Source organism: Collimonas sp. PA-H2 (assembly GCF_002564105.1).
In the GTDB taxonomy this organism is placed as follows: domain Bacteria; phylum Pseudomonadota; class Gammaproteobacteria; order Burkholderiales; family Burkholderiaceae_D; genus Collimonas.
Genome location: NZ_PDBX01000001.1, coordinates 4,447,889 through 4,465,797, shown reverse-complemented (window position 1 = coordinate 4,465,797; position 17,909 = coordinate 4,447,889). Strand labels below are relative to the sequence as shown.

The following is a 17,909-nucleotide window of genomic DNA, read 5'->3' as shown; positions in this document are numbered from 1 at the left end:
TTATTAATAACCGAATCTTGAATCATCAGACCATGCAGCCGAAATCCCCATCCGACCAGCGCCCGCCAACAACCCTGGCCTTGTTTTGCAAGGTCGTCGACAACTATGGCGACATCGGGATCTGCTGGCGCCTGGCGCGGCAGCTGGAGCAGGAACACGGGATTGCCGTGACCCTGTGGGTCGACGACTTGCCGAGTTTCCGGCGGATTTGCCCGGAAGTCGACGTCGATCGCGAACTGCAGCTGATCAGCGGCGTCACGGTACGCCACTGGCGCGACCAGCAAGGCGCATTCAGCGCGCAAGACGTGGCCGCTATCGTGATCGAGTTTTTTGCCTGCGACATCCCACCCGGCTACATCAAGGCCATGTCGGAACGCAGTCCGCGTCCGGTGTGGCTGAACCTGGAAGGACTGAGCGCGGAAGAATGGGTGGAAGGCTGCCATGCCTTGTCGTCGCCGCAGCCGCAATCCTTGACCAAATATTTCTTCTTTCCCGGCTTCACCAGCCGCACCGGCGGCTTGCCGCTGGAATCAGGATTGCTCCGGCAGCGCGGGGCATTCCAGCAGGATGCGGCGGCGATGGCCGTTTTTCTCGGGCAATTCGGCGTCACGCCGGCAGAGATGGCATCCCTCAAAATCTCCCTGTTCTGCTATCCCCAGGCCCCGGTTGCCGAGCTGTTCGCAACCTGGCAAAACAGCAGCCGGACGATCACCTGCCTGGTGCCGGAAGGCGTGGCCGCCGATGCCGTCCAGGCATTTCTCGGACAAGCCGCGACCGCAGGCGCCAGCGCCACCCGCGGTGGGCTGACGCTGCGCGTACTGCCCTTCGTGCCGCAACCTGATTACGACAAGCTGCTGTGGGCCTGCGACCTCAATTTCGTCCGCGGCGAGGATTCCTTCGTGCGTGCGCAGTGGGCAGCAAAACCCTTCATCTGGCATATCTATCCGCAGGACAAGGATTTGCACCACGTCAAGCTGAATGCCTTCCTGCAGGCCACTAGCGCCAAAACTCCCAGCCTGGTCGCGTTTTCTTTGGGATGGAATGGCGCCGCCGGCGAAGCCGTCGACTGGAACGCGGCATGGCGCCGCTTCGAGGCTGAACTACCGGAAATTGCCAGACTGTCTACTAATTGGGAGCAACAACTGTTGGCAAATGGCGACCTCGCCTCCAATTTATGCAAGTTCGCCGAAACAGTTAAGTAAGGGGCATGGAAAAATGGGTTAAAATATAGGGCTAATTTTTGACGCATTCTAAAATTCAATCATACGTGGGCTTGCGGTGCTTCCTGCCAGTAGGCTACAGATGATTTTTATGCAACCTACTTTTTACGTATATTCGCTATGAAACCAGCAAAAGAAATTCGTGTCGGCAACATCATCATGGTTGACAGCAAGCCTATGATCGTCCTGCGCTCTGACGTCAACGGTTCGAGCCGCACGGGCTTCACCTACAAGTGGAAACTGAAGAACCTGCTGACCAACGCCCCGATGGAAAACGTTTTCCGCGGCGACGACAAGTTCGACGTGGTCGTGCTCGACAAGAAGCCGGTCACCTATTCGTACTTTGCCGATCCGCTGTTCGTGTTCATGGACGCTGATTACGAACAATACGAAATCGAAGAAGAAAACCTGGGCGACGCCCTGCACTACCTGAAAGACGGCATGGAATGCGAAGCCGTGTTTTACGACGGCAAGGCAATCTCGGTCGAACTGCCGACCACGATCCAGCGCCAGGTGATCTACTCGGAGCCAGCGGTCAAGGGCAACACTTCGGGCAACGTCCTGAAAGAAGCCAAGATTGAAAACGCCATCGAAGCCAACCAGCACATCGTCATGGTGCCGCTGTTCGTCAGCTCCGACGACGTGATTGAAATCGACACACGCACTAACGAGTTCAAGAAGCGCGCTTAATAGCCTCTTCTGCTTGAAAAAAAACGCTGCCGATCATGGGCAGCGTTTTTTTCGCCCATTCATTTTATTGGAATGAGTGCTCAATCTCATATCAATAAAAAAGACAATTGGCGATAGCGCATCTTCGCCAACCCACCCGACACAAAACTCAGTCCGGGGTTAAATCAACATCGAAATATGAGCGATCATTCAGTCTAATTTCGAAGGCCGCGCCTCCGGAAAGGCGCAGCTCGCCTAGATCTCAGGATTCCAGCCCGACCAGCAGCTGCCGCAGCAAGCCCGCCAGCTGCGCCTGATCCTGGGCATTCATGTGCGCCAGCAAGCGCTGCTCATTGCCCACATGGGCCGCCACTGCCCGCTCCGCCAGCGCCAGGCCGGCGGCGGTCAGCGTGATCAAGACACTGCGCCGGTCATCCGGATTGTGGGCGCGCTCGACCAGCCCGGCACGCTCCAGGTGATCGATGCGGTTGGTCATGGTGCCCGAGGTAATCATCAACGACTGCAGCAGCGCATTCGGCGACAGCCGATATGGCGCCCCCGCCCGACGCAGGGTCGCCAGCACATCGAACGACCAGCTGGTGAGGCCGAACGGCTCCAGGCCGTCATTGACGCCGCGCTCCAGGTAATGCGACAGGCGGCTGATGCGGCCGATCACGCCCATCGGCGAGCTGTCTAGGTCCGGACGCTCGGTTTGCCACTGCTCAAGAATCTTATCAACCTTATCCGTTGTCATTGCGCACACTCTATTCAAATGATGATTGGATACAAGACCATATCTTGACATCAAGAGATCTTCCTGTAAAATGTATTTATCTTGACGTAGAGATAGTTCACATAGAGATATATCATGAGAAAAAATTCACTTCTTGGCGATATCCTCCTGACCGCGATTGCACCGGCCATCTGGGGCAGCACCTACCTGGTGACAACCCAGCTGCTGCCGGCCGGACATCCGCTGATGCTGGCAATGCTGCGCGCGCTGCCGGTCGGCCTGTTGCTGCTGGTCTTGCTGCACAAGCTGCCGAGCGGCATCTGGTGGCTGCGCGTGTTCGTGCTGGGCGCACTCAACTTCACCATTTTCTGGTCGCTGCTGTTCGTCTCGGCCTACCGCTTGCCGGGCGGCGTCGCTGCCACAGTCGGCGCCATTCAGCCGCTGCTGGTGCTGCTGTTTTCCTGGCTGATGTTCAAGGAAGCGCCGCGCCGCCTGGGGTTGCTGGCCGGCGCCGCCGGCATCGTTGGCGTCGCTTTGCTGGTGTTGACGCCATCCGCTGCGCTCGATGGCTGGGGCGTAGGCGCCGGCTTGCTGGGCACGTTGGCGATGGCGATAGGCACCGCGCTCAGCAAACGCTGGCGCGCACCGGTATCGCCGCTGACTTTCACTGCCTGGCAATTGAGCGCGGGCGGCTTGCTGCTACTGCCGCTAGCGTTATGGCTGGAACCGCCGTTGCCTGCGCTGAGCACGCAAAACATCGCCGGCTTCATCTATCTGGGCCTGGTCGGCGCCGGGCTGACTTACTGGCTGTGGTTCCGCGGCCTGCAAAAACTGCAGGCCGCAGCGGCAGCGTCGCTCGGTCTGTTGAGCCCGGTAACCGCCACCGTGCTGGGCTGGCTGGTGCTGGACCAGCAACTGACGCCGCTACAGATACTGGGGGCAGCGATCATCCTGCTCAGCGTCTGGCTAGGACAATGGGCGGCACGGCCAACGCCAGCCAAACCGGCGCGCACCAATGCAACAAGGCCGCAGCGCCATGCTGCCCCACTGCGGGGTTAGCAAGACGGAGCGGCCTTGGCCGACTTGATGATTTGCTTGATTACTTGCTGAGTATTTCCGCCAGCTTCTTGTTACCCATGCCAAAGCTGGCAATCACCGCCAGGCTGGTCATCGCCAGGAATCCACCCAGCCACAGCGTGGCGGAAATTCCCACCGCATCGACCACCACGCCACCAGTGAAGGAACCCAGCGCGATCGCTACCTGGACAATACTGACGAACAGCGCCGAGCCGGCCTCCGGCAAATCCGGCGAAGATAGCTGCAGCCAGATGCTGAGGCACAGCGGGATGGCGCCGAAGGCAACTCCCCAGGCCAGCACCATCACGGTCACCGCGGCCGGCGATGCATGCGCCAGCGGCAATGTCGCCAAAGCGACCAGCAGGATCGCTACCATGGCGAACAGCGAAGCCTGCAGATGACGTGTCACGGTCGTGGAGATCGCCAGGTTGGCGATAAAGCCGACAAACCCGAATCCCAGCAATACCGAGGTAATCGCCGACAGGCTGAAATTGTTTTGCGCGAGGAAAGGCGTGACATAGGTGTAGGACGAGAAATGCGCGCCAAACACCAGCGCCACCATCAGCAAGCTCTTGCGGGCAGTCGCCCGGCTCAGCAGGGCGCGCAGGTCGCTGAAACGGATCGCCGCTTTCGACGGCAAGGCTGGCAGCAGCAAGGCTTGCGCCGCCAGGGCCAGCGCCGCCAGCGCGCCGGTGGCGATGAACGATGCGCGCCAGGAATACAGGCCGCTGATGAAGGTGCCGAGCGGTACGCCGATCACGGTAGCGAAGGTAACGCCGCTGAGTATCATCGCGGTCGCCTTGGCCGCGTGCTCTTGCCGCACCAGCCGCCCCGCGGTCGCCAGCGCCAGCGTCCAGAAGCCGCCCAGGGCAGCCCCCAGCAAGGCGCGCCCCAGCAGCATGATGCCGAAGCTAGGGGCAAAGGCGGATACCAGGTTCGATGTCAGCAGCAGGATCGACAAGACAAGCAGGATGAAGCGGCGGTCGATGCGCCCCGCTCCCAGCATCAGGCCCGGCGCCGAAATGGCGGCGATGATGCCGGGCGTGGTCACCATCAGGCCCGCCGTGCCCGGCGATACGCCAAGATCGCTGGCGATCTGCGGCAGCAAACCCACCGGCAAGAATTCCGTCGTCACGAAAGCAAAAGCGCCTATCGCCACCGACACCACCGACAGCCAGGAGCGCAGCGGCGATGCCGCGCTGGCCGCAGGGGCCGGCATATCCAGAAGGCTGTCGTTTTGCGCGCTGAGCGCGGCCAGATTTTTTTCCATGTAAAACTCCCCTGCGCCTGGTTCAGGACCAGCGCTTAAATAAGTCGAATAAAAAATTGATTCAGACCAGCCGGCCTTGACCCACTACCACCACCACTACCGCTCGCCAGCTGCACTGCAATGGCATCGAAGCGATACGCCCCGATTAAACTGTATTATTTTAAGATACAGTTAAGAATATAAAAATAGGATCGAAATGATCCTCCTGCCCCCGGCAAGATTAACTGTAATGTACCAGAATACAGTTAACCGCAAAAAAACAGCCTATTTGCCAGTCTTGTCAGCAATCTTGTTAACCAGCTCGCACAGCTTTCTTTCCCGCAAAATATCCAGCAAGGCGCTTTCCACCTCCGACACCACCGGGTCCAGCACCATGTCCATGCCGCAACTGACCGGGCAGCACAGGTCTTTCGAGCGCGTATTGTGCTTTAGCACCGGCCCTTCCTCTACCGCCTGGTAAATCTCCGCCAGGTTGATGGCAGATGCCGGCCGCGCCAGCTGCACGCCGCCGCCCTTGCCTTCCTTGGTCACCACCAGCTTGGCCTTGCTCAGCTTGCGCAGCAGCTCGCGCACGAAAACAGGATTAGTATTGACGCTGGCGGCGATCGCCGTGGACGGGAAATACACTTCCCCGCCCCTGGTGGCGTACTCCACGCTGACTAAGATATGCGCCGCGACGGCAAATCGACTGGACTTCATACTGTAATTATATTCCATACAGATAATCGTGCAACGAATATCTTGGTATATGCTTATGAGGCTGCCGGCGCAAGCGGCTGATCACTATCAAAATGACGAGAACAACATGCCCAAGTACCTGGAAAGAGACGCCGTGGTGAAACTGGAGGACTTGCCGAATATCGGCAAGGCTGGCGCCGCCGACCTGCGCTGCATCGGCATCCTGCAGCCGGCGCAACTGATCGGCAAATCGCCGCTGCAGATGTATGAAGCCTTATGTGTCGCCACCGGCGCCCGCCACGATCCCTGCGTGATCGATGTGTTCATGTCGGTGGTGCGCTACATGGAAGGCGCCGAGCCGCTGCCATGGTGGTCGTACACAGCAGAGCGCAAGCGCCTGCTCAAGTCCGGCTAACGGACCAGACAGCTTGCCGCCGCATGCGGAGACGGCTATTCCTATTCCAGTATTACGAGAGTAAAAATGCAATTGACCTGGCTTGAAGATTTTGTCGAACTGGCTCGGACACGCAGTTTTTCTCGCGCTGCGGAAAACCGCTTTGTCACGCATCCAGCCTTCGGGCGCCGCATCCACGCACTGGAGCAATGGGTGGGCGCAGAATTGGTGGCGCGCACGCAGCCGCTGTCCCTGACCCCGGCTGGCAAATTGTTTCTCGATGCAGCGACACATGCGATCGATGTCCTGCACGCGGCCCGGGCGCAATTGCAGGATAGCGCCCAGCCTCCGGAGGAAATCTTGCGGGTCGCCACCGGCCGTACCCTGGCGCGCACTTTTTTCCCGGGCTGGTATGAAACGATCAACCAGCGTTTCGGCCCCTTTCCGGTCTCGGTCAGCACCGGTGGCGCGCAAGAGGTCATCTTGCGCTTGGCGAGCGGTGATGTCGACTTGCTGGTCATTTACTCCAGCCCGGCGACGCGCCTGCTGATTGATCCACAGCGTTACGAATCCGTCACGCTTGCGCGCGAGATGCTATTGCCGGTCAGCGCCTCGGATGCCAAAGGACAGCCCAAATTCCGTTTGCCGGCCGGCGATGCGGCAAGCCCCATTCCCTGGCTGGCCTTTTCGCAGTCGCTGACGCTGCGCGGCGTGCTCGCCAGGCATCTGGCCGGCTTGCCGAAAAAACTGTCGCTGCGCATGGGCTACCAGGCCGACTCCTACGAGTCGATCCTGGAAATGGCGAAGCGTGGCGCCGGCCTGGCCTGGCTACCGCAACGGCTGGTGCAGGACGATTTAAAGCAAGGCAATCTGCTGCTGGTCGGCGATGCCGACATGCGCGTCGGCTTCGATATTTCCCTCTATCGCATGCGGGGCAACGCCAATGCGCTGGTCAAAGCGATCTGGGAAGGCGTTTCTGCAGACGCCGTCGATGACCTGTGATATCAGATAGCAAAGCGCGATCGCAATAAAAAGCACAAGCCTGTGCCGAAACGGCAATCGGGACTGCCGTACGCTCCCTATACTTCCTGAAATTTTCAAAAATTGCTGACGCGATCCGCCGCAGGATGCTCTGCAGGCACAGCCGTCAGCCAGTCTTTGAAAATCAAAAAATAGCGCGCATCGTGCATTTTCGCACTAGATGAAACGCAAAAAACAACAATTCTGGAGCCATCGCATGTCATCACAGCCACGAACACTGGAAACCCGCAGCTTGCCGGTCAGCAAACCTGGCAATCCCTGGAAAGAAATCTGCGCGGCCAGCATCGGCAACGCACTCGAATTCTATGATTTGCTGATCTACGGCTATTTCGCGATCGTGATCGGTAAGCTGTTCTTTCCGGCAGCGGACGAAACCACTTCCTTGCTGCTAAGCGTCGGCACATTCGGGATTTCCTTCGTCATGCGCCCGCTAGGCGCCATTGTCCTGGGTTCCTATGCAGACCGGGCCGGACGCAAAGCATCGCTGACCGTATCCATCTTTGTCATGATGATTGGCACGGCGATGATTGCTTTTGCTCCGACCTATGCACAAATCGGCATTGCCTCTCCCCTGATCGTGATCGTGGCCCGCATGCTGCAAGGCTTTTCCACCGGCGGCGAATTCGGCGCGGCAACTGCATTCATGGTCGAGCATGCCGATGCCAAACGGCGTGGCTTCTTCGCCAGCTGGCAATTGTCGACCCAGGGACTGGCGACCGTGCTGGCCGCCGGAGTCAGCGCGCTGCTCAGTTTTACTCTGACAGAGAGTCAGCTGGACGACTGGGGCTGGCGGCTGGCGTTTGGCGTCGGTTTGCTGATCGGACCGGTAGGCCTGTATATCCGCAGCCAGATCGATGAAACCCCGGAATTCAAGAAGATTGCGGCGGCCAAGCCGGAACAGTCGCCGTTGAAAGTTGTCCTGCTGCGCGACCGCATCAATCTGCTGCTGGGCATAGGGGTGGTTTCCGGCGCTACCGCATTCAACTACGTGCATAAATTGTATATGCCCACCTATGCATTAAAACAATTGCACATTCCTGCCACTTCTTCATTTCTGAGCGCGATGGTGACCGGGCTGGTCTTGATGATCAGCGCGCCGCTGTTTGGCGCACTATCGGACCGCTACGGCCGCTTCCGCGTCTTGTCGATGGCGATGCTGACGATCGCCTGCACCTCCTATCCCCTGTTCCTCTTATTGACAACCTGGCCGACGGTCGGCACCTTGATGCTGGTCCAGGGCCTGGTCGGGATATTGATCGCTGCCTGCCTCGGACCTATACCTGCGATGCTGTCGGACATCTTCCCGACCAGTACCCGCGGCACCGGACTTGCCCTCAGCTATAACTTTTCCGTCACCTTGTTTGGCGGCTTCGCGCCGCTGATCGTCACCTGGATGATTGCCTTCACGGAGAGCAAACTGGCGCCCAGTTTTTATGTGATGGCGACGGCCTTGATCAGCATTGCAGCGGTGCTCGCGTTGGGGCGCCGGATGGCGCGGCGCGGACCGGTCTGAACCGGCTGCATTCTCATTTTACGCAGCAATTATATTCAGTTTTTTCGAACAGGAGCAACGCTTTATGAAAACCTTGGAACAGATTCGTGCAAAATTGCATGAATATCCGATCGAGGTGGCTTTTCCCGATATCGCCGCGTGGAAGACTGGCAATACGGGCGTCGATTACATGCATACTTTCGACAGCGGCGTGGCCGGTCCGCATGCCATGATCCTGGCGCTCACCCACGGCAACGAAGTCAGCGGCGCGATCGCCGTAGACCAGCTGCTGCGATCAGGAGTGCGTCCGGCAAAAGGTCGCCTCACGCTCGGCTTCGGCAACGTCGATGCCTATCGCCGTTTCGACAGCGGCAACCCGGATGCAAGCCGCTTCATTGACGAAGACATGAATCGCGTCTGGTCGGCGGCAAGACTGGACAGCGCCGATGACTCGCTGGAATTGCGCCGCGCGCGCGCGTTGCGGCCTATCGTCGACAGTGCCGATTTCCTGCTCGACCTGCACTCCATGCATGAAGCAGCGCCGCCGCTGATGCTCAGCGGCCCGCTGGCCAAAGGCATCCGTTTTGCCGCCGACATCGGCGTTCCCGAACACGTGATCGTCGACGGTGGCCATGCCAACGGCAAACGGCTGCGCGACTATGGCGCTTTCGGCGACCCTGCCAGTCCGAAGAATGCCTTGCTGATCGAAACCGGGCAGCACTTCTCGGTGCGCAGCAAGGACGTTGCGCTGGATGCGGCGTCTCGTTTCCTGAGCAAGACTGGCGTGCTCGCCGCGGCGGATCTGAAGGATTTCATGCTGCATGCCGAGCCTGCGCTGCAGCAGGTGCTGCAGGTAACGCAGGCAGTCATCGCCGACACGATGGATTTTGAATTCGCGCAGGATTTTCGCGGCCTGGAAATGATTGAACGCGCCGGCACCGTCATCGCGCGTGACGGCGACAAGCAAATTGTCACGCCTTATGACGATTGCGTGATCGTCATGCCGTCGCTGCGCCATCTCGGTCCGGGCGTCACCGTGATGCGCCTGGCCCGCGCGCTTGAGAACTGGCAGTGAAAAACGTCGCGCCTTGCCGCGGCGCTGGTCCGCGGCAAGCAAGCAAGGTCTTTTCAAGCCGGGATTGCTATCGTCCGCAACTCACTCGGCCTTGGCCAGCATGTTGAAAATGCTGGAGAAATCCAGGCCGCCGGCGCCGCTCTTGCTATGGATATCGTACAGGTTGCGCGCCAGCGCGCCCAGCGGCACGCTGCTGCCGGTCGACAGCGAATTCTCCACCGCCAGCCCCAGGTCCTTCAGCATCAGGTCGACGCCGAAACCGCCGCTGTAGCCCTTGGATGCCGGTGCATTTTCCATCACGCCTGGACAAGGGTTGTAGACTTCCAGCGCCCAGTTGCGGCCCGAGCTCTTGGCCATGATTTCCGACAGCACCTTGGGATCCATGCCGTTGGCCATGCCCAGCCGGATCGCTTCCGAAGTGCCTATCATCAGGATTCCCAGCAACATGTTGTTGCACACCTTGACGGTCTGGCCGCTGCCGTTGTCGCCGGCATGGAAGATCGCCTTGCCCATCTTTTCCAGATACGGCTTGGCCGCGGCAAAGCCTTCGTCCGAACCGCCGACCATGAAAGTCAACGTGCCAGCCAGCGCACCGCCGGTGCCGCCGGAGACCGGCGCATCGAGCATGACGAAGCCCTTCGCGTGCGCTGCCGCCGCCACCTTGCGAGCGGCGTCGGGAGCGATGGTGGAGCAGTCGATCAGCAAAGTGCCGGGCGCGGCCTGTGCCAGGATGCCGCTGGCGCCGAGATAGGCTCCTTCGACATGGCGGCTGGCAGGCAGCATGGTGATGATCACCTTGGCGGCGCCGACAGCGGCGGCCAGCTCATTGCCGGTGCTGCCGCCGCCGGCGGCAAATTTCTCGACGCTGGCGGCGACCAGGTCATGGCCGCTGACCTTATGGCCGGCTTTCACCAGGTTGAGCGCCATCGGCAAACCCATATTGCCGAGGCCGATAAAAACGATTTCATGGTTCATGGTAGGTCTCTTTCTTGCGTGGTCTTGCATGGCCTGCCGCCGTCGTTTTCACTATTGCGGCAGGCTGCCTCATCACTTCATGGAAATGGTGGTATTGATTTCGCCGCCATCCGCATCCGGCGCAAACCAGCGCGCGGTCACGGTCTTGGTCTGGGTCCAGAACTGCACCGCCTGCTTGCCGTTAGGACCGAGGTCGCCCAGCTTCGACGCGCGCGAACCGGTGAAGCTGAAGTAAGCCACCGGCACAGGAATCGGCACGTTGATGCCGACCTGGCCGACGTCGATCTCGTTCTGGAACTTGCGCGCCGCCCAACCCGAGGAAGTGAAGATCGAGGTACCGTTGCCGTTCGGATTGGCGTTGATGAAAGCGATCGCCTCGTCCAGCGTCTCCAGCTCGACCACGCACATGGCCGGACCGAAAATCTCTTGCGTATAGATATCCATTTTCTCGGTAACGCCGGAGAAAATCGTCGGCCCGACAAAATTACCCTCGGGATAGCCGGCCACCTCGCAATTGCGGCCATCCAGCAGCAGCTGCGCGCCCTGCTCCACGCCCGTGCCGATCAGGCGCTCGGTACGCGCCTTGGCGGCTTTCGACACCATCGGCCCGAGGTCCGCCTTACGGTCGCTGCCCGGGCCAATCTTCAGGCCGCGCGAACGCTCAACGATTTCCGGCAGCCAGGAGCGCGCCTTGCCGACCAGCAGCACCATCGAGTTCGCCATGCAACGCTGGCCGGCAGCGCCAAACGCCGCGCCCAGCAGGTTGTTGATGGCCTGGTCCTTGTTGGCGTCCGGCAGCACGATGCAATGGTTCTTCGCGCCCATCATGCACTGCGCGCGCTTGCCGGCTTCGCTGGCGCGGCGATAGATATGGGTGCCGACGCTGGTCGAGCCGATGAAGGAAATCGCCTTGATATCAGGGTGATCGCACAGCATGTTGGCGACGTCGGGGCCGCCATGCACCACGTTCAGCACGCCCGGCGGCAGCCCGGCCTGCTGCGCCAGCTCTACCAGGAATAGCGAGGACGACGGATCCTGCTCGGACGGTTTGAGGATAAAGGTATTGCCGCAAGCGACCGCCACCGGGAACATGAAGCAAGGCAGCATCACAGGGAAGTTGAAAGCGGTAATGCCGGCGCCGACGCCGAGCGGCTGGTTGATGGTGTAGACATCGACGCCGCTGGCGGCGTTTTCCGCCAGCTCGCCCATCTGCAGCGAGGTGATGGAACAGGCGTGCTCGACCACTTCCAGGCCGCGCATCACTTCGCCTTCGGCATCCGGCAGGGTCTTGCCGTGTTCGCGGGTGATCAGTTCAGCCAGCGGCGCGATATTTTCACGCAGTAGCTGCTGGAACTTGAGCATGATGCGCATGCGCTGCGCCAGCGAGGTATTGCGCCAGCTGGCGAAGGCCTGCTTGGCGTTGGCGACCGCATGGTCGACTTCCGCCTTGGTGGCGAACGGCACCCGCGCCACGACTTCCTGGGTGGCCGGATTGAGGACGTCGCGCCATTCAGTGCTGGTGGACTGTACAGTTTTGCCGCCGATGTAGAGCGGGACGTTTGGGATGGACATGATGACTTCCTTCAAAATGAAAAACAAAACATAGGCGAAAACAGGCGCAGTCCGGGCCGCCCCCGGATTGAATTTTTATTTGGTCAGGGAGCAGGAAGCATCCATAGGCTTGAACGCCTGCTGCGCCGGGATCGTCGACAGCAGCTTGAGATAATCCCAAGGTGCTTTCGATTCGGCCGGCGTCTTGACCTGGTACAGATACATGTCATGGATCACGCGGCCATCAGGACGGATGGAAGCATTGCGCATGACCGCATCGTGGATAGGAATTTCCCGCATTTTCTGGGTCACGACCTTCCAGTCGTGCGACTTGGTCGCCGCCGCGGCTTTCAGGTAGTGATACACGCTGGAGTAGACGCCGGCATGCACCATGGTCGGCTTGCTGCCTTTGTTGAGCGCTTCAAAGCGCTTGGAAAAGGCGCGCGTATCGCTGTCGAAATCCCAGTAGAAACCGTCGGTGTAGACCAGTCCCTGGGCATCGTTGAGGCCGAGCGCATGGACATCCGACAGGAACACCAGCAAGGCCGCCAGGCGCTGGTTCTTGCTGCCGACGCCGAACGAGCGTGCAGCCTTGATCGCATTCACCGTATCCTGGCCGCCATCTGCCAGGCCGATCACTTGTGCTTTCGAACTCTGCGCCTGCAGCAGGAAGGACGAGAAGTCGCTGGCGTTCAAGGGATGGCGCACCGAACCGACTACCGTGCCGCCCAGGCTCTTGACGACATCGCCCGCATCTTTTTCCAGCGATTGGCCGAAGGCGTAGTCGACCGTGACGAAATACCAGGATTTCTGCCCCATCTTGGTCAAGGCGGCAGCAGCGCCGGCCGCTTGCGAATAGGTGTCGAACATCCAGTGGAAGCCGTTAGGCGCGCATTCGGCGTTGGTCAGCACGGTGGTGGCCGGGCCGCTGTACATGGCGATGCCGCCCTTGTCGCGGATCAGCTTTTGCACCGCCAGCGCCACCGAGGAATTGGTGAGGTCGGCGATGGCGTCGACCTTGTCGCGGTCTATCCATTCACGCGCCTTGGAAGCGCCGATGTCCGCCTTGTTTTGGTGATCCGCAGTGAGCAGTTCGATCTTCATGCCCTTGCATTCGGCCTTCATGCAATCCTCGATAGCCATCTTGGCCGCTGCCACCGAGCCCGGCCCGCCCATCGCCGCATACGGACCCGACATATCGGTCAGGATGCCGACCTTGTAGACATCGCTGTCCTGGGCCTGCGCCTGGCTGAGCGCCAGCAAACCCGTTAACGAAAAGACCACGGCCGAACCAGCTGCAAGCAGCCTGCGCTTTGTCATCCTTGTCTCCTGTTTGCAAGGTGGCATGTAATGCATACCCTACGTCGTTTTTATAAAATTTTCTGTAGAGACATTCTGCATGTGCATTATTATTGGAACAATAGACAATAATCCACAATGGCTTTGCATTTTTGCAAAGCGAGGAGATGCAAGTGAAACCGACAAATGCGGCGCTGGACTGGGACAACCTGCGGGTGTTCCTGGAGCTGACGCGCAGCCAGGGGCTGGTGGAAGCCGCCAAGAAACTGGGCATAGACCACTCGACCGTATCGCGCCGCATGCGCCGCTTTGAAGAACAGATCGGCAGCCAGCTGTTCGAGCGCAACAACCAGGGCTACACACTGACCGCCGAAGGCCACCGCCTGATCGAATACGCGGAAAAGATGGAAAGCACCATGTACGCCGCCGCCGAGGAACTGAGCGGCCACAGCCGCCTGCTGTCGGGCCAGGTGCGGCTGGGCGCCACCGAAGGCTTCGGCACCTTCGTGCTGGCGCCGCACCTGGCGCACTTCTGCGCACGCCATCCGCACATCACGGTCGACCTGCTGCCAGTGCCGCGCTTCGTCAACCTGTCCAAGCGCGAAGCCGACATCGGCGTCACCATCGAACGCCCGCAGAGCGGCAACTATGTGGTCACCAAGCTGACCGACTACCTGCTCAAGCTGTACGCCACCCGCGCCTACCTGGAGCGCCACGCCCCGATCAAGACGCTGCCGGACCTCAACCAGCACGCCTTCATCGGCTATGTCGACGACCTGGTGTTCAGCGAAGAGCTGCGCTACAAGGAGAACGTCGCCCCGGCTGCCTTCCGCGCCTTCCGCAGCACCAGCGTGATCGCCCAGTACACGGCGGCGCGCAGCGGCCAGGGACTGGCGATCCTGCCCTGCTTCCTGGCCCAGCAAAGCGAAGACCTGGTGCCAGTGCTGGATGGCCAGGTCGATATCCAGCGCGCGTTCTGGTTGGTGGCCGCCACCGAAACCCGCAATGTGGCGCGGGTGGCGGCGCTATGGCGTTATCTGCGCGAGGTGATCGAACCCAACCGCCCCTACCTGATGGGCGAGTCGCGCGAGATGATCTATCAGGCCGACTGATGCGGAAGCGCGGGAAAATTACGACGCTACGAACGCGGCGCTACGCAGTGATTGATAAAGGCGCGTACTTTTTGAGAAGCGGCGCCCGGGATATCCACCTTGAAGCCGATGAAGGTGGCGTCGTCGCGCGCGGCCTGCATGGCGTGGCCGACTGAACGGCTGGCTGCTATGCGGCCGGCCTGCTCCGGCGTCAGCGTGAAGAAGGTTTGCAGCTCGCCCTTGTCAGCCACCACGCTGTCCGGATCCGGCAAGGCGAGCATGCCGCCGTCGAGCAATAGCGAATGCGCCCAGCGGCCGACAGCCATGGCGTCGGCTTTGTCGCCAACCTGGTAAAAGGTGAACATCTGGATCTTTTGCTGGTCGCACAGGAGGGCGATTTTGCCGCGACCGTATTCGGTGTCCTGCATGCCGCGCAAGTATTCGCCGCCATCGCTCACTTCCAGCGACCAGTCGGCAGGCAGACGGCCGTTGTTGACTACGTTCAGCGTCTTCAGTTCGGCAACGCTCAGCAGGTAGATGCCGTGTTCGCCCTGCTGCACCAGCAGGTCCAGCAAACCCTGTCCCACGCCCATCGCCCGGATGTAATGCGCGATGCCGGCCGACACGATCTGGCCGGTATCGAGGTCGCCGGCCGCCGGCCCGGAGGCGCGCGATACGCGATGCACGCCGTACTGCGAACCCTCGCCGACATAGCGGTAGACGCCGCCCAGGAAGGCCAGCGAACAGGCGCTGTAGCAAACGCCCGGCCGCGACACGGCTGACGCCAGGCCGGCGCCGCCTTGATTGCCGCGCCCCGCCACGTAGCGTCCGACATGCGTGTTGGCCCGGGCCTGTCGCAGCAGCTGGCCGATTTCCATTCCGGCGAACAGATCGCCGCCGGTCGAATCGAGATAGGCTGCCACGGCTGCCGATCCGGTCCGCGCCAGCGCTGCCCTTACCCGCGCCGGCGCCGCGGCATCGATTTCGCCATCGAGGCTCATGATCCACGGCGCATCAAAGCCGTCCGTCCCCGCCCGGCCCGGCCGATCCAGATGTACTGTCATGACAGCAGCACCGGCGCTGGCCGCGCAAAGGAATATCGAAACAGCAACAAGATTGCGCAACATCGAAACCATGGGGTCCGTTCTCATTTATTATTCGGGAATATGAGCAGTGTCTTTGCGCTCTGCATAAAATAATAGAACACAATGACGCCTGCGCCGAAGTAATTTCCCTTATCCCTCTTGCCCCGATCCCGCCATGATCCTGACCGGCCCCGAACTTGCCCGAGCACTTGAATTTGCCGAAGCCAGCCATTTAAGCAGACAGACCGACGCTTACCGTGAATGGAGCGGAGACCTGCGCGCCCGGGCTGTTGCCGTCTGCGGCGGCATCGCGGCGCTGACCGCTCCGGCCTTCGGGCGCAAGCTGAACCACGTCACCGGCTGCGGCATGGATGCGCCGCTGCAGGCAGCTGAACTGGCCGAACTGGAAAGCATGTATGCCACGCAAGGGCTGGAGACGCAGATCGACCTTTGTCCGCATGCGCACAGCGGTACGCTGGCGCTTTTGGCAGAACACGGCTATGCGGTCAATGCCTTCAGCAATACTTACGTGCGCAGCCTGGCTGCGGCAGTTGTGCGCACCGCCGCTGCTAACGGAATTGAAGTAATCAGCGACCAGGCCTGGGTAGTCGCCAGGTTTGCAACGCACTCGGTCGCGGGATTTTCGGTGCAGGCGGTAAATCGCCCGCCTGCGTTGCTGGAAGCGCTGGCGCAGATCGCGTTGCGGCGCAGTGATACGCGGCTGTTTGCCGCGACCGTGGATGGCCAGATAGCCGGCACGGCGGGAATGAGCCTGATAGAAACGCCAGCCGGCTTGCTGGCGCATTTGTACATCGCCAGCACCTTGCCGGCCTATCGTGGACGCGGAGTCCAACTAGCGCTCTTGCACGCCAGGCTGGATGCGGCGCGCAACGCCGGCTGTACGCTCGCCAGCGTCACTGCCCGGCCAGCCAACGCCAGTGCCCGCAACACCGAACGCGCCGGTTTCAGCCTGGCTTACACCAAGGCGACTTTCAGCAAGCGCCCGGCTTAGGCTAGAGTGCCGTCAGGTTTCATTGATCTGCACCGCGATGCCGTCTGCCTGCACCGTGATCTCGCCAGGCTCGAAGGTTTTCCCGCTCAGGCGCAGTTCATCGGCGGTAAAGGTATAGATCGGGTAATCCTTCAGCACCTGCTCGGCGACCATGGCGCCGATCTGGCTCAGTTGCTCCCGGTATTGCGGCGGCACGCTGCTGAAATCGATGGTGTCGACGGTGGGGCTGTCAAGACGGATGGCGCGCGTTGCCTTGTCGTACTTCAGGCGGCTGCTCAAGGTGATATTGCCGTTCAACGGCGTCGCCAGCAGCAAGGGGCTGAGCACACTGACATGCACCAACGTGACGACCCGGTTCTGCGGTGCATTGAGGCTCAGCTGCGGGCTTTTCAAATCGACGTTGAACACTTCCGCATAGCGCAGCCGCAGCGGAAATTTGCGCTCGATGGCGCTCTGCAGCTGTTGCTGCGTAAACGTGTATTCATTAGACCAGATGTTGTAGCCGGCCCAGGCGCCGCCGGCAGCGCCGAGCGCGCCCAGGGCCAGCAGCGATTTGATCAACATGCGTCGCTTCATAGTCATTCTTGTCACTTTCAAACGTCAAATGGCGGATGCCATTTTTCTAGCCAGCCGAACTTCGACCAGCGCGCGCCGGAAAAAATCCCTCGGCTTGCCCAATGACACCGTTTAAAGTCACGTTGCTGCACTTACTCTCCCTTGCGCAAGGCACGCTTTACCTTGATCATGTAACCGATGGCAAGCCCGCAAGCACCGAAAAAAACGATAGCCGATACCGCCGTCATCATTTGACCGGGAGACTTGGCGATATAAGCGATGAAGATGCCGCCAACCACAAACAACACTGAAAATACGAACAGCAGCCACAAGACAAACTGATTGTGCCCGATGGCTGAGTTTGCGTAGCCTTGTTTCAAGGTCAGCTTGTCGTCGCTATACGGATAAGCCGCAACCAAGGCTCTTGAACCGAAATAAAACCAGGCGCCGAAGATCGCTGCCAGCGGCAAGGCCCATATCCATCCGGCCATAACACAGACAATGATGACGGTCGGCAGCATGATCTTGTAATATCGTTTCACGAATCCGCGCACCTTGGCTTCCGCCGCCTCGTCCGGCAAAATCCGTCCCTTGCCTAGCACGCCCCACGGGTAAAAGACGGTGCTCCCATCCTGGCTCTTCTTGAAACTTGCATTGGTCAATCCGTCGAAATATCCCATCCTTGCCTCTCA

The 17,909-nt window shown here is 60.2% G+C and carries 18 protein-coding genes; 9 read left to right on the top strand and 9 right to left on the bottom strand.

The window, feature by feature from the left end:
- The first annotated feature begins 32 nt into the window (after nt 1-32).
- Together earP and BCF11_RS20565 are read left to right on the top strand one after the other, a co-directional pair.
- Nucleotides 33-1,202 carry an elongation factor P maturation arginine rhamnosyltransferase EarP gene (gene earP / locus BCF11_RS20570; RefSeq protein WP_098496393.1) on the top strand — a complete coding sequence of 390 codons (1,170 nt, stop codon included), beginning with the start codon at nt 33-35 and terminating at the stop codon, nt 1,200-1,202.
- A gap of 138 nt (nt 1,203-1,340) precedes the next feature.
- On the top strand, nt 1,341-1,910 hold the full coding sequence (locus BCF11_RS20565) for an elongation factor P (protein ID WP_098496392.1): 570 nt from the start codon (nt 1,341-1,343) through the stop codon (nt 1,908-1,910).
- A 241-nt stretch (nt 1,911-2,151) separates the two neighbouring features.
- Here the strand turns inward: BCF11_RS20565 and BCF11_RS20560 are convergent, their stop codons facing one another.
- Nucleotides 2,152-2,643: a MarR family winged helix-turn-helix transcriptional regulator gene (locus tag BCF11_RS20560; RefSeq protein ID WP_098496391.1), complete on the bottom strand. Its 492-nt coding sequence runs from the start codon at nt 2,641-2,643 to the stop codon at nt 2,152-2,154.
- A 114-nt stretch (nt 2,644-2,757) separates the two neighbouring features.
- Here BCF11_RS20560 and BCF11_RS20555 point away from each other — a divergent pair, with 114 nt between their 5' ends.
- On the top strand, nt 2,758-3,681 hold the full coding sequence (locus BCF11_RS20555) for an EamA family transporter (RefSeq protein WP_098496390.1): 924 nt from the start codon (nt 2,758-2,760) through the stop codon (nt 3,679-3,681).
- A gap of 40 nt (nt 3,682-3,721) precedes the next feature.
- Here the strand turns inward: BCF11_RS20555 and BCF11_RS20550 are convergent, their stop codons facing one another.
- Both BCF11_RS20550 and BCF11_RS20545 read right to left on the bottom strand, forming a co-directional pair.
- Nucleotides 3,722-4,969: an MFS transporter gene (locus BCF11_RS20550; protein WP_098496389.1), complete on the bottom strand. Its 1,248-nt coding sequence runs from the start codon at nt 4,967-4,969 to the stop codon at nt 3,722-3,724.
- Between the two features lie 264 nt (nt 4,970-5,233).
- Complete coding sequence (locus tag BCF11_RS20545) at nt 5,234-5,668, bottom strand: Rrf2 family transcriptional regulator (protein WP_062114065.1); 435 nt, start codon at nt 5,666-5,668, stop codon at nt 5,234-5,236.
- Nucleotides 5,669-5,774: 106 nt separating this feature from the next.
- On the opposite strand from BCF11_RS20545, the gene BCF11_RS20540 reads away from it, so the two are divergent.
- The 4 genes from BCF11_RS20540 to BCF11_RS20525 all read left to right on the top strand — a co-directional run bounded on the left by BCF11_RS20540 (nt 5,775) and on the right by BCF11_RS20525 (nt 9,649).
- Entirely contained in the window at nt 5,775-6,062 is a 288-nt protein-coding gene (locus BCF11_RS20540) for a helix-hairpin-helix domain-containing protein (protein WP_098497613.1), read from the top strand.
- Nucleotides 6,063-6,128: 66 nt separating this feature from the next.
- A complete protein-coding gene (locus BCF11_RS20535) occupies nt 6,129-7,043 on the top strand; it encodes a LysR family transcriptional regulator (RefSeq protein ID WP_098496388.1) in 915 nt (304 codons plus the stop codon).
- A 235-nt stretch (nt 7,044-7,278) separates the two neighbouring features.
- Complete coding sequence (locus tag BCF11_RS20530; protein ID WP_098497612.1) at nt 7,279-8,595, top strand: MFS transporter; 1,317 nt, start codon at nt 7,279-7,281, stop codon at nt 8,593-8,595.
- Nucleotides 8,596-8,659: 64 nt separating this feature from the next.
- Nucleotides 8,660-9,649 (top strand): M14 family metallopeptidase, encoded by a 990-nt coding sequence (locus BCF11_RS20525; protein WP_098496387.1) that lies wholly within the window; start codon nt 8,660-8,662, stop codon nt 9,647-9,649.
- Between the two features lie 81 nt (nt 9,650-9,730).
- Here the strand turns inward: BCF11_RS20525 and mmsB are convergent, their stop codons facing one another.
- The 3 genes from mmsB to BCF11_RS20510 form a co-directional block, all read right to left on the bottom strand.
- Nucleotides 9,731-10,624: a 3-hydroxyisobutyrate dehydrogenase gene (mmsB, locus tag BCF11_RS20520; protein ID WP_098496386.1), complete on the bottom strand. Its 894-nt coding sequence runs from the start codon at nt 10,622-10,624 to the stop codon at nt 9,731-9,733.
- Nucleotides 10,625-10,696: 72 nt separating this feature from the next.
- On the bottom strand, nt 10,697-12,196 hold the full coding sequence (locus BCF11_RS20515) for a CoA-acylating methylmalonate-semialdehyde dehydrogenase (RefSeq protein ID WP_098497611.1): 1,500 nt from the start codon (nt 12,194-12,196) through the stop codon (nt 10,697-10,699).
- Between the two features lie 75 nt (nt 12,197-12,271).
- Nucleotides 12,272-13,495, bottom strand: a complete 1,224-nt coding sequence (locus tag BCF11_RS20510) for an ABC transporter substrate-binding protein (protein ID WP_098496385.1) — start codon at nt 13,493-13,495, stop codon at nt 12,272-12,274.
- Between the two features lie 146 nt (nt 13,496-13,641).
- Here BCF11_RS20510 and BCF11_RS20505 point away from each other — a divergent pair, with 146 nt between their 5' ends.
- Nucleotides 13,642-14,586 (top strand): LysR family transcriptional regulator, encoded by a 945-nt coding sequence (locus BCF11_RS20505; protein ID WP_098497610.1) that lies wholly within the window; start codon nt 13,642-13,644, stop codon nt 14,584-14,586.
- A gap of 26 nt (nt 14,587-14,612) precedes the next feature.
- Here the strand turns inward: BCF11_RS20505 and BCF11_RS20500 are convergent, their stop codons facing one another.
- Nucleotides 14,613-15,629 carry a hypothetical protein gene (locus BCF11_RS20500; RefSeq protein ID WP_143751392.1) on the bottom strand — a complete coding sequence of 339 codons (1,017 nt, stop codon included), beginning with the start codon at nt 15,627-15,629 and terminating at the stop codon, nt 14,613-14,615.
- 196 nt (nt 15,630-15,825) lie between these two features.
- Between BCF11_RS20500 and BCF11_RS20495 the strand changes: the two genes are divergently transcribed.
- Complete coding sequence (locus BCF11_RS20495; RefSeq protein WP_098496383.1) at nt 15,826-16,662, top strand: GNAT family N-acetyltransferase; 837 nt, start codon at nt 15,826-15,828, stop codon at nt 16,660-16,662.
- A 12-nt stretch (nt 16,663-16,674) separates the two neighbouring features.
- Here BCF11_RS20495 and BCF11_RS20490 read toward each other — a convergent pair whose 3' ends face one another.
- Together BCF11_RS20490 and BCF11_RS20485 are read right to left on the bottom strand one after the other, a co-directional pair.
- Nucleotides 16,675-17,226 carry a DUF1439 domain-containing protein gene (locus BCF11_RS20490; protein ID WP_233212563.1) on the bottom strand — a complete coding sequence of 184 codons (552 nt, stop codon included), beginning with the start codon at nt 17,224-17,226 and terminating at the stop codon, nt 16,675-16,677.
- A 143-nt stretch (nt 17,227-17,369) separates the two neighbouring features.
- Complete coding sequence (locus BCF11_RS20485) at nt 17,370-17,897, bottom strand: hypothetical protein (protein WP_098496381.1); 528 nt, start codon at nt 17,895-17,897, stop codon at nt 17,370-17,372.
- Nucleotides 17,898-17,909 lie beyond the last annotated feature (12 nt).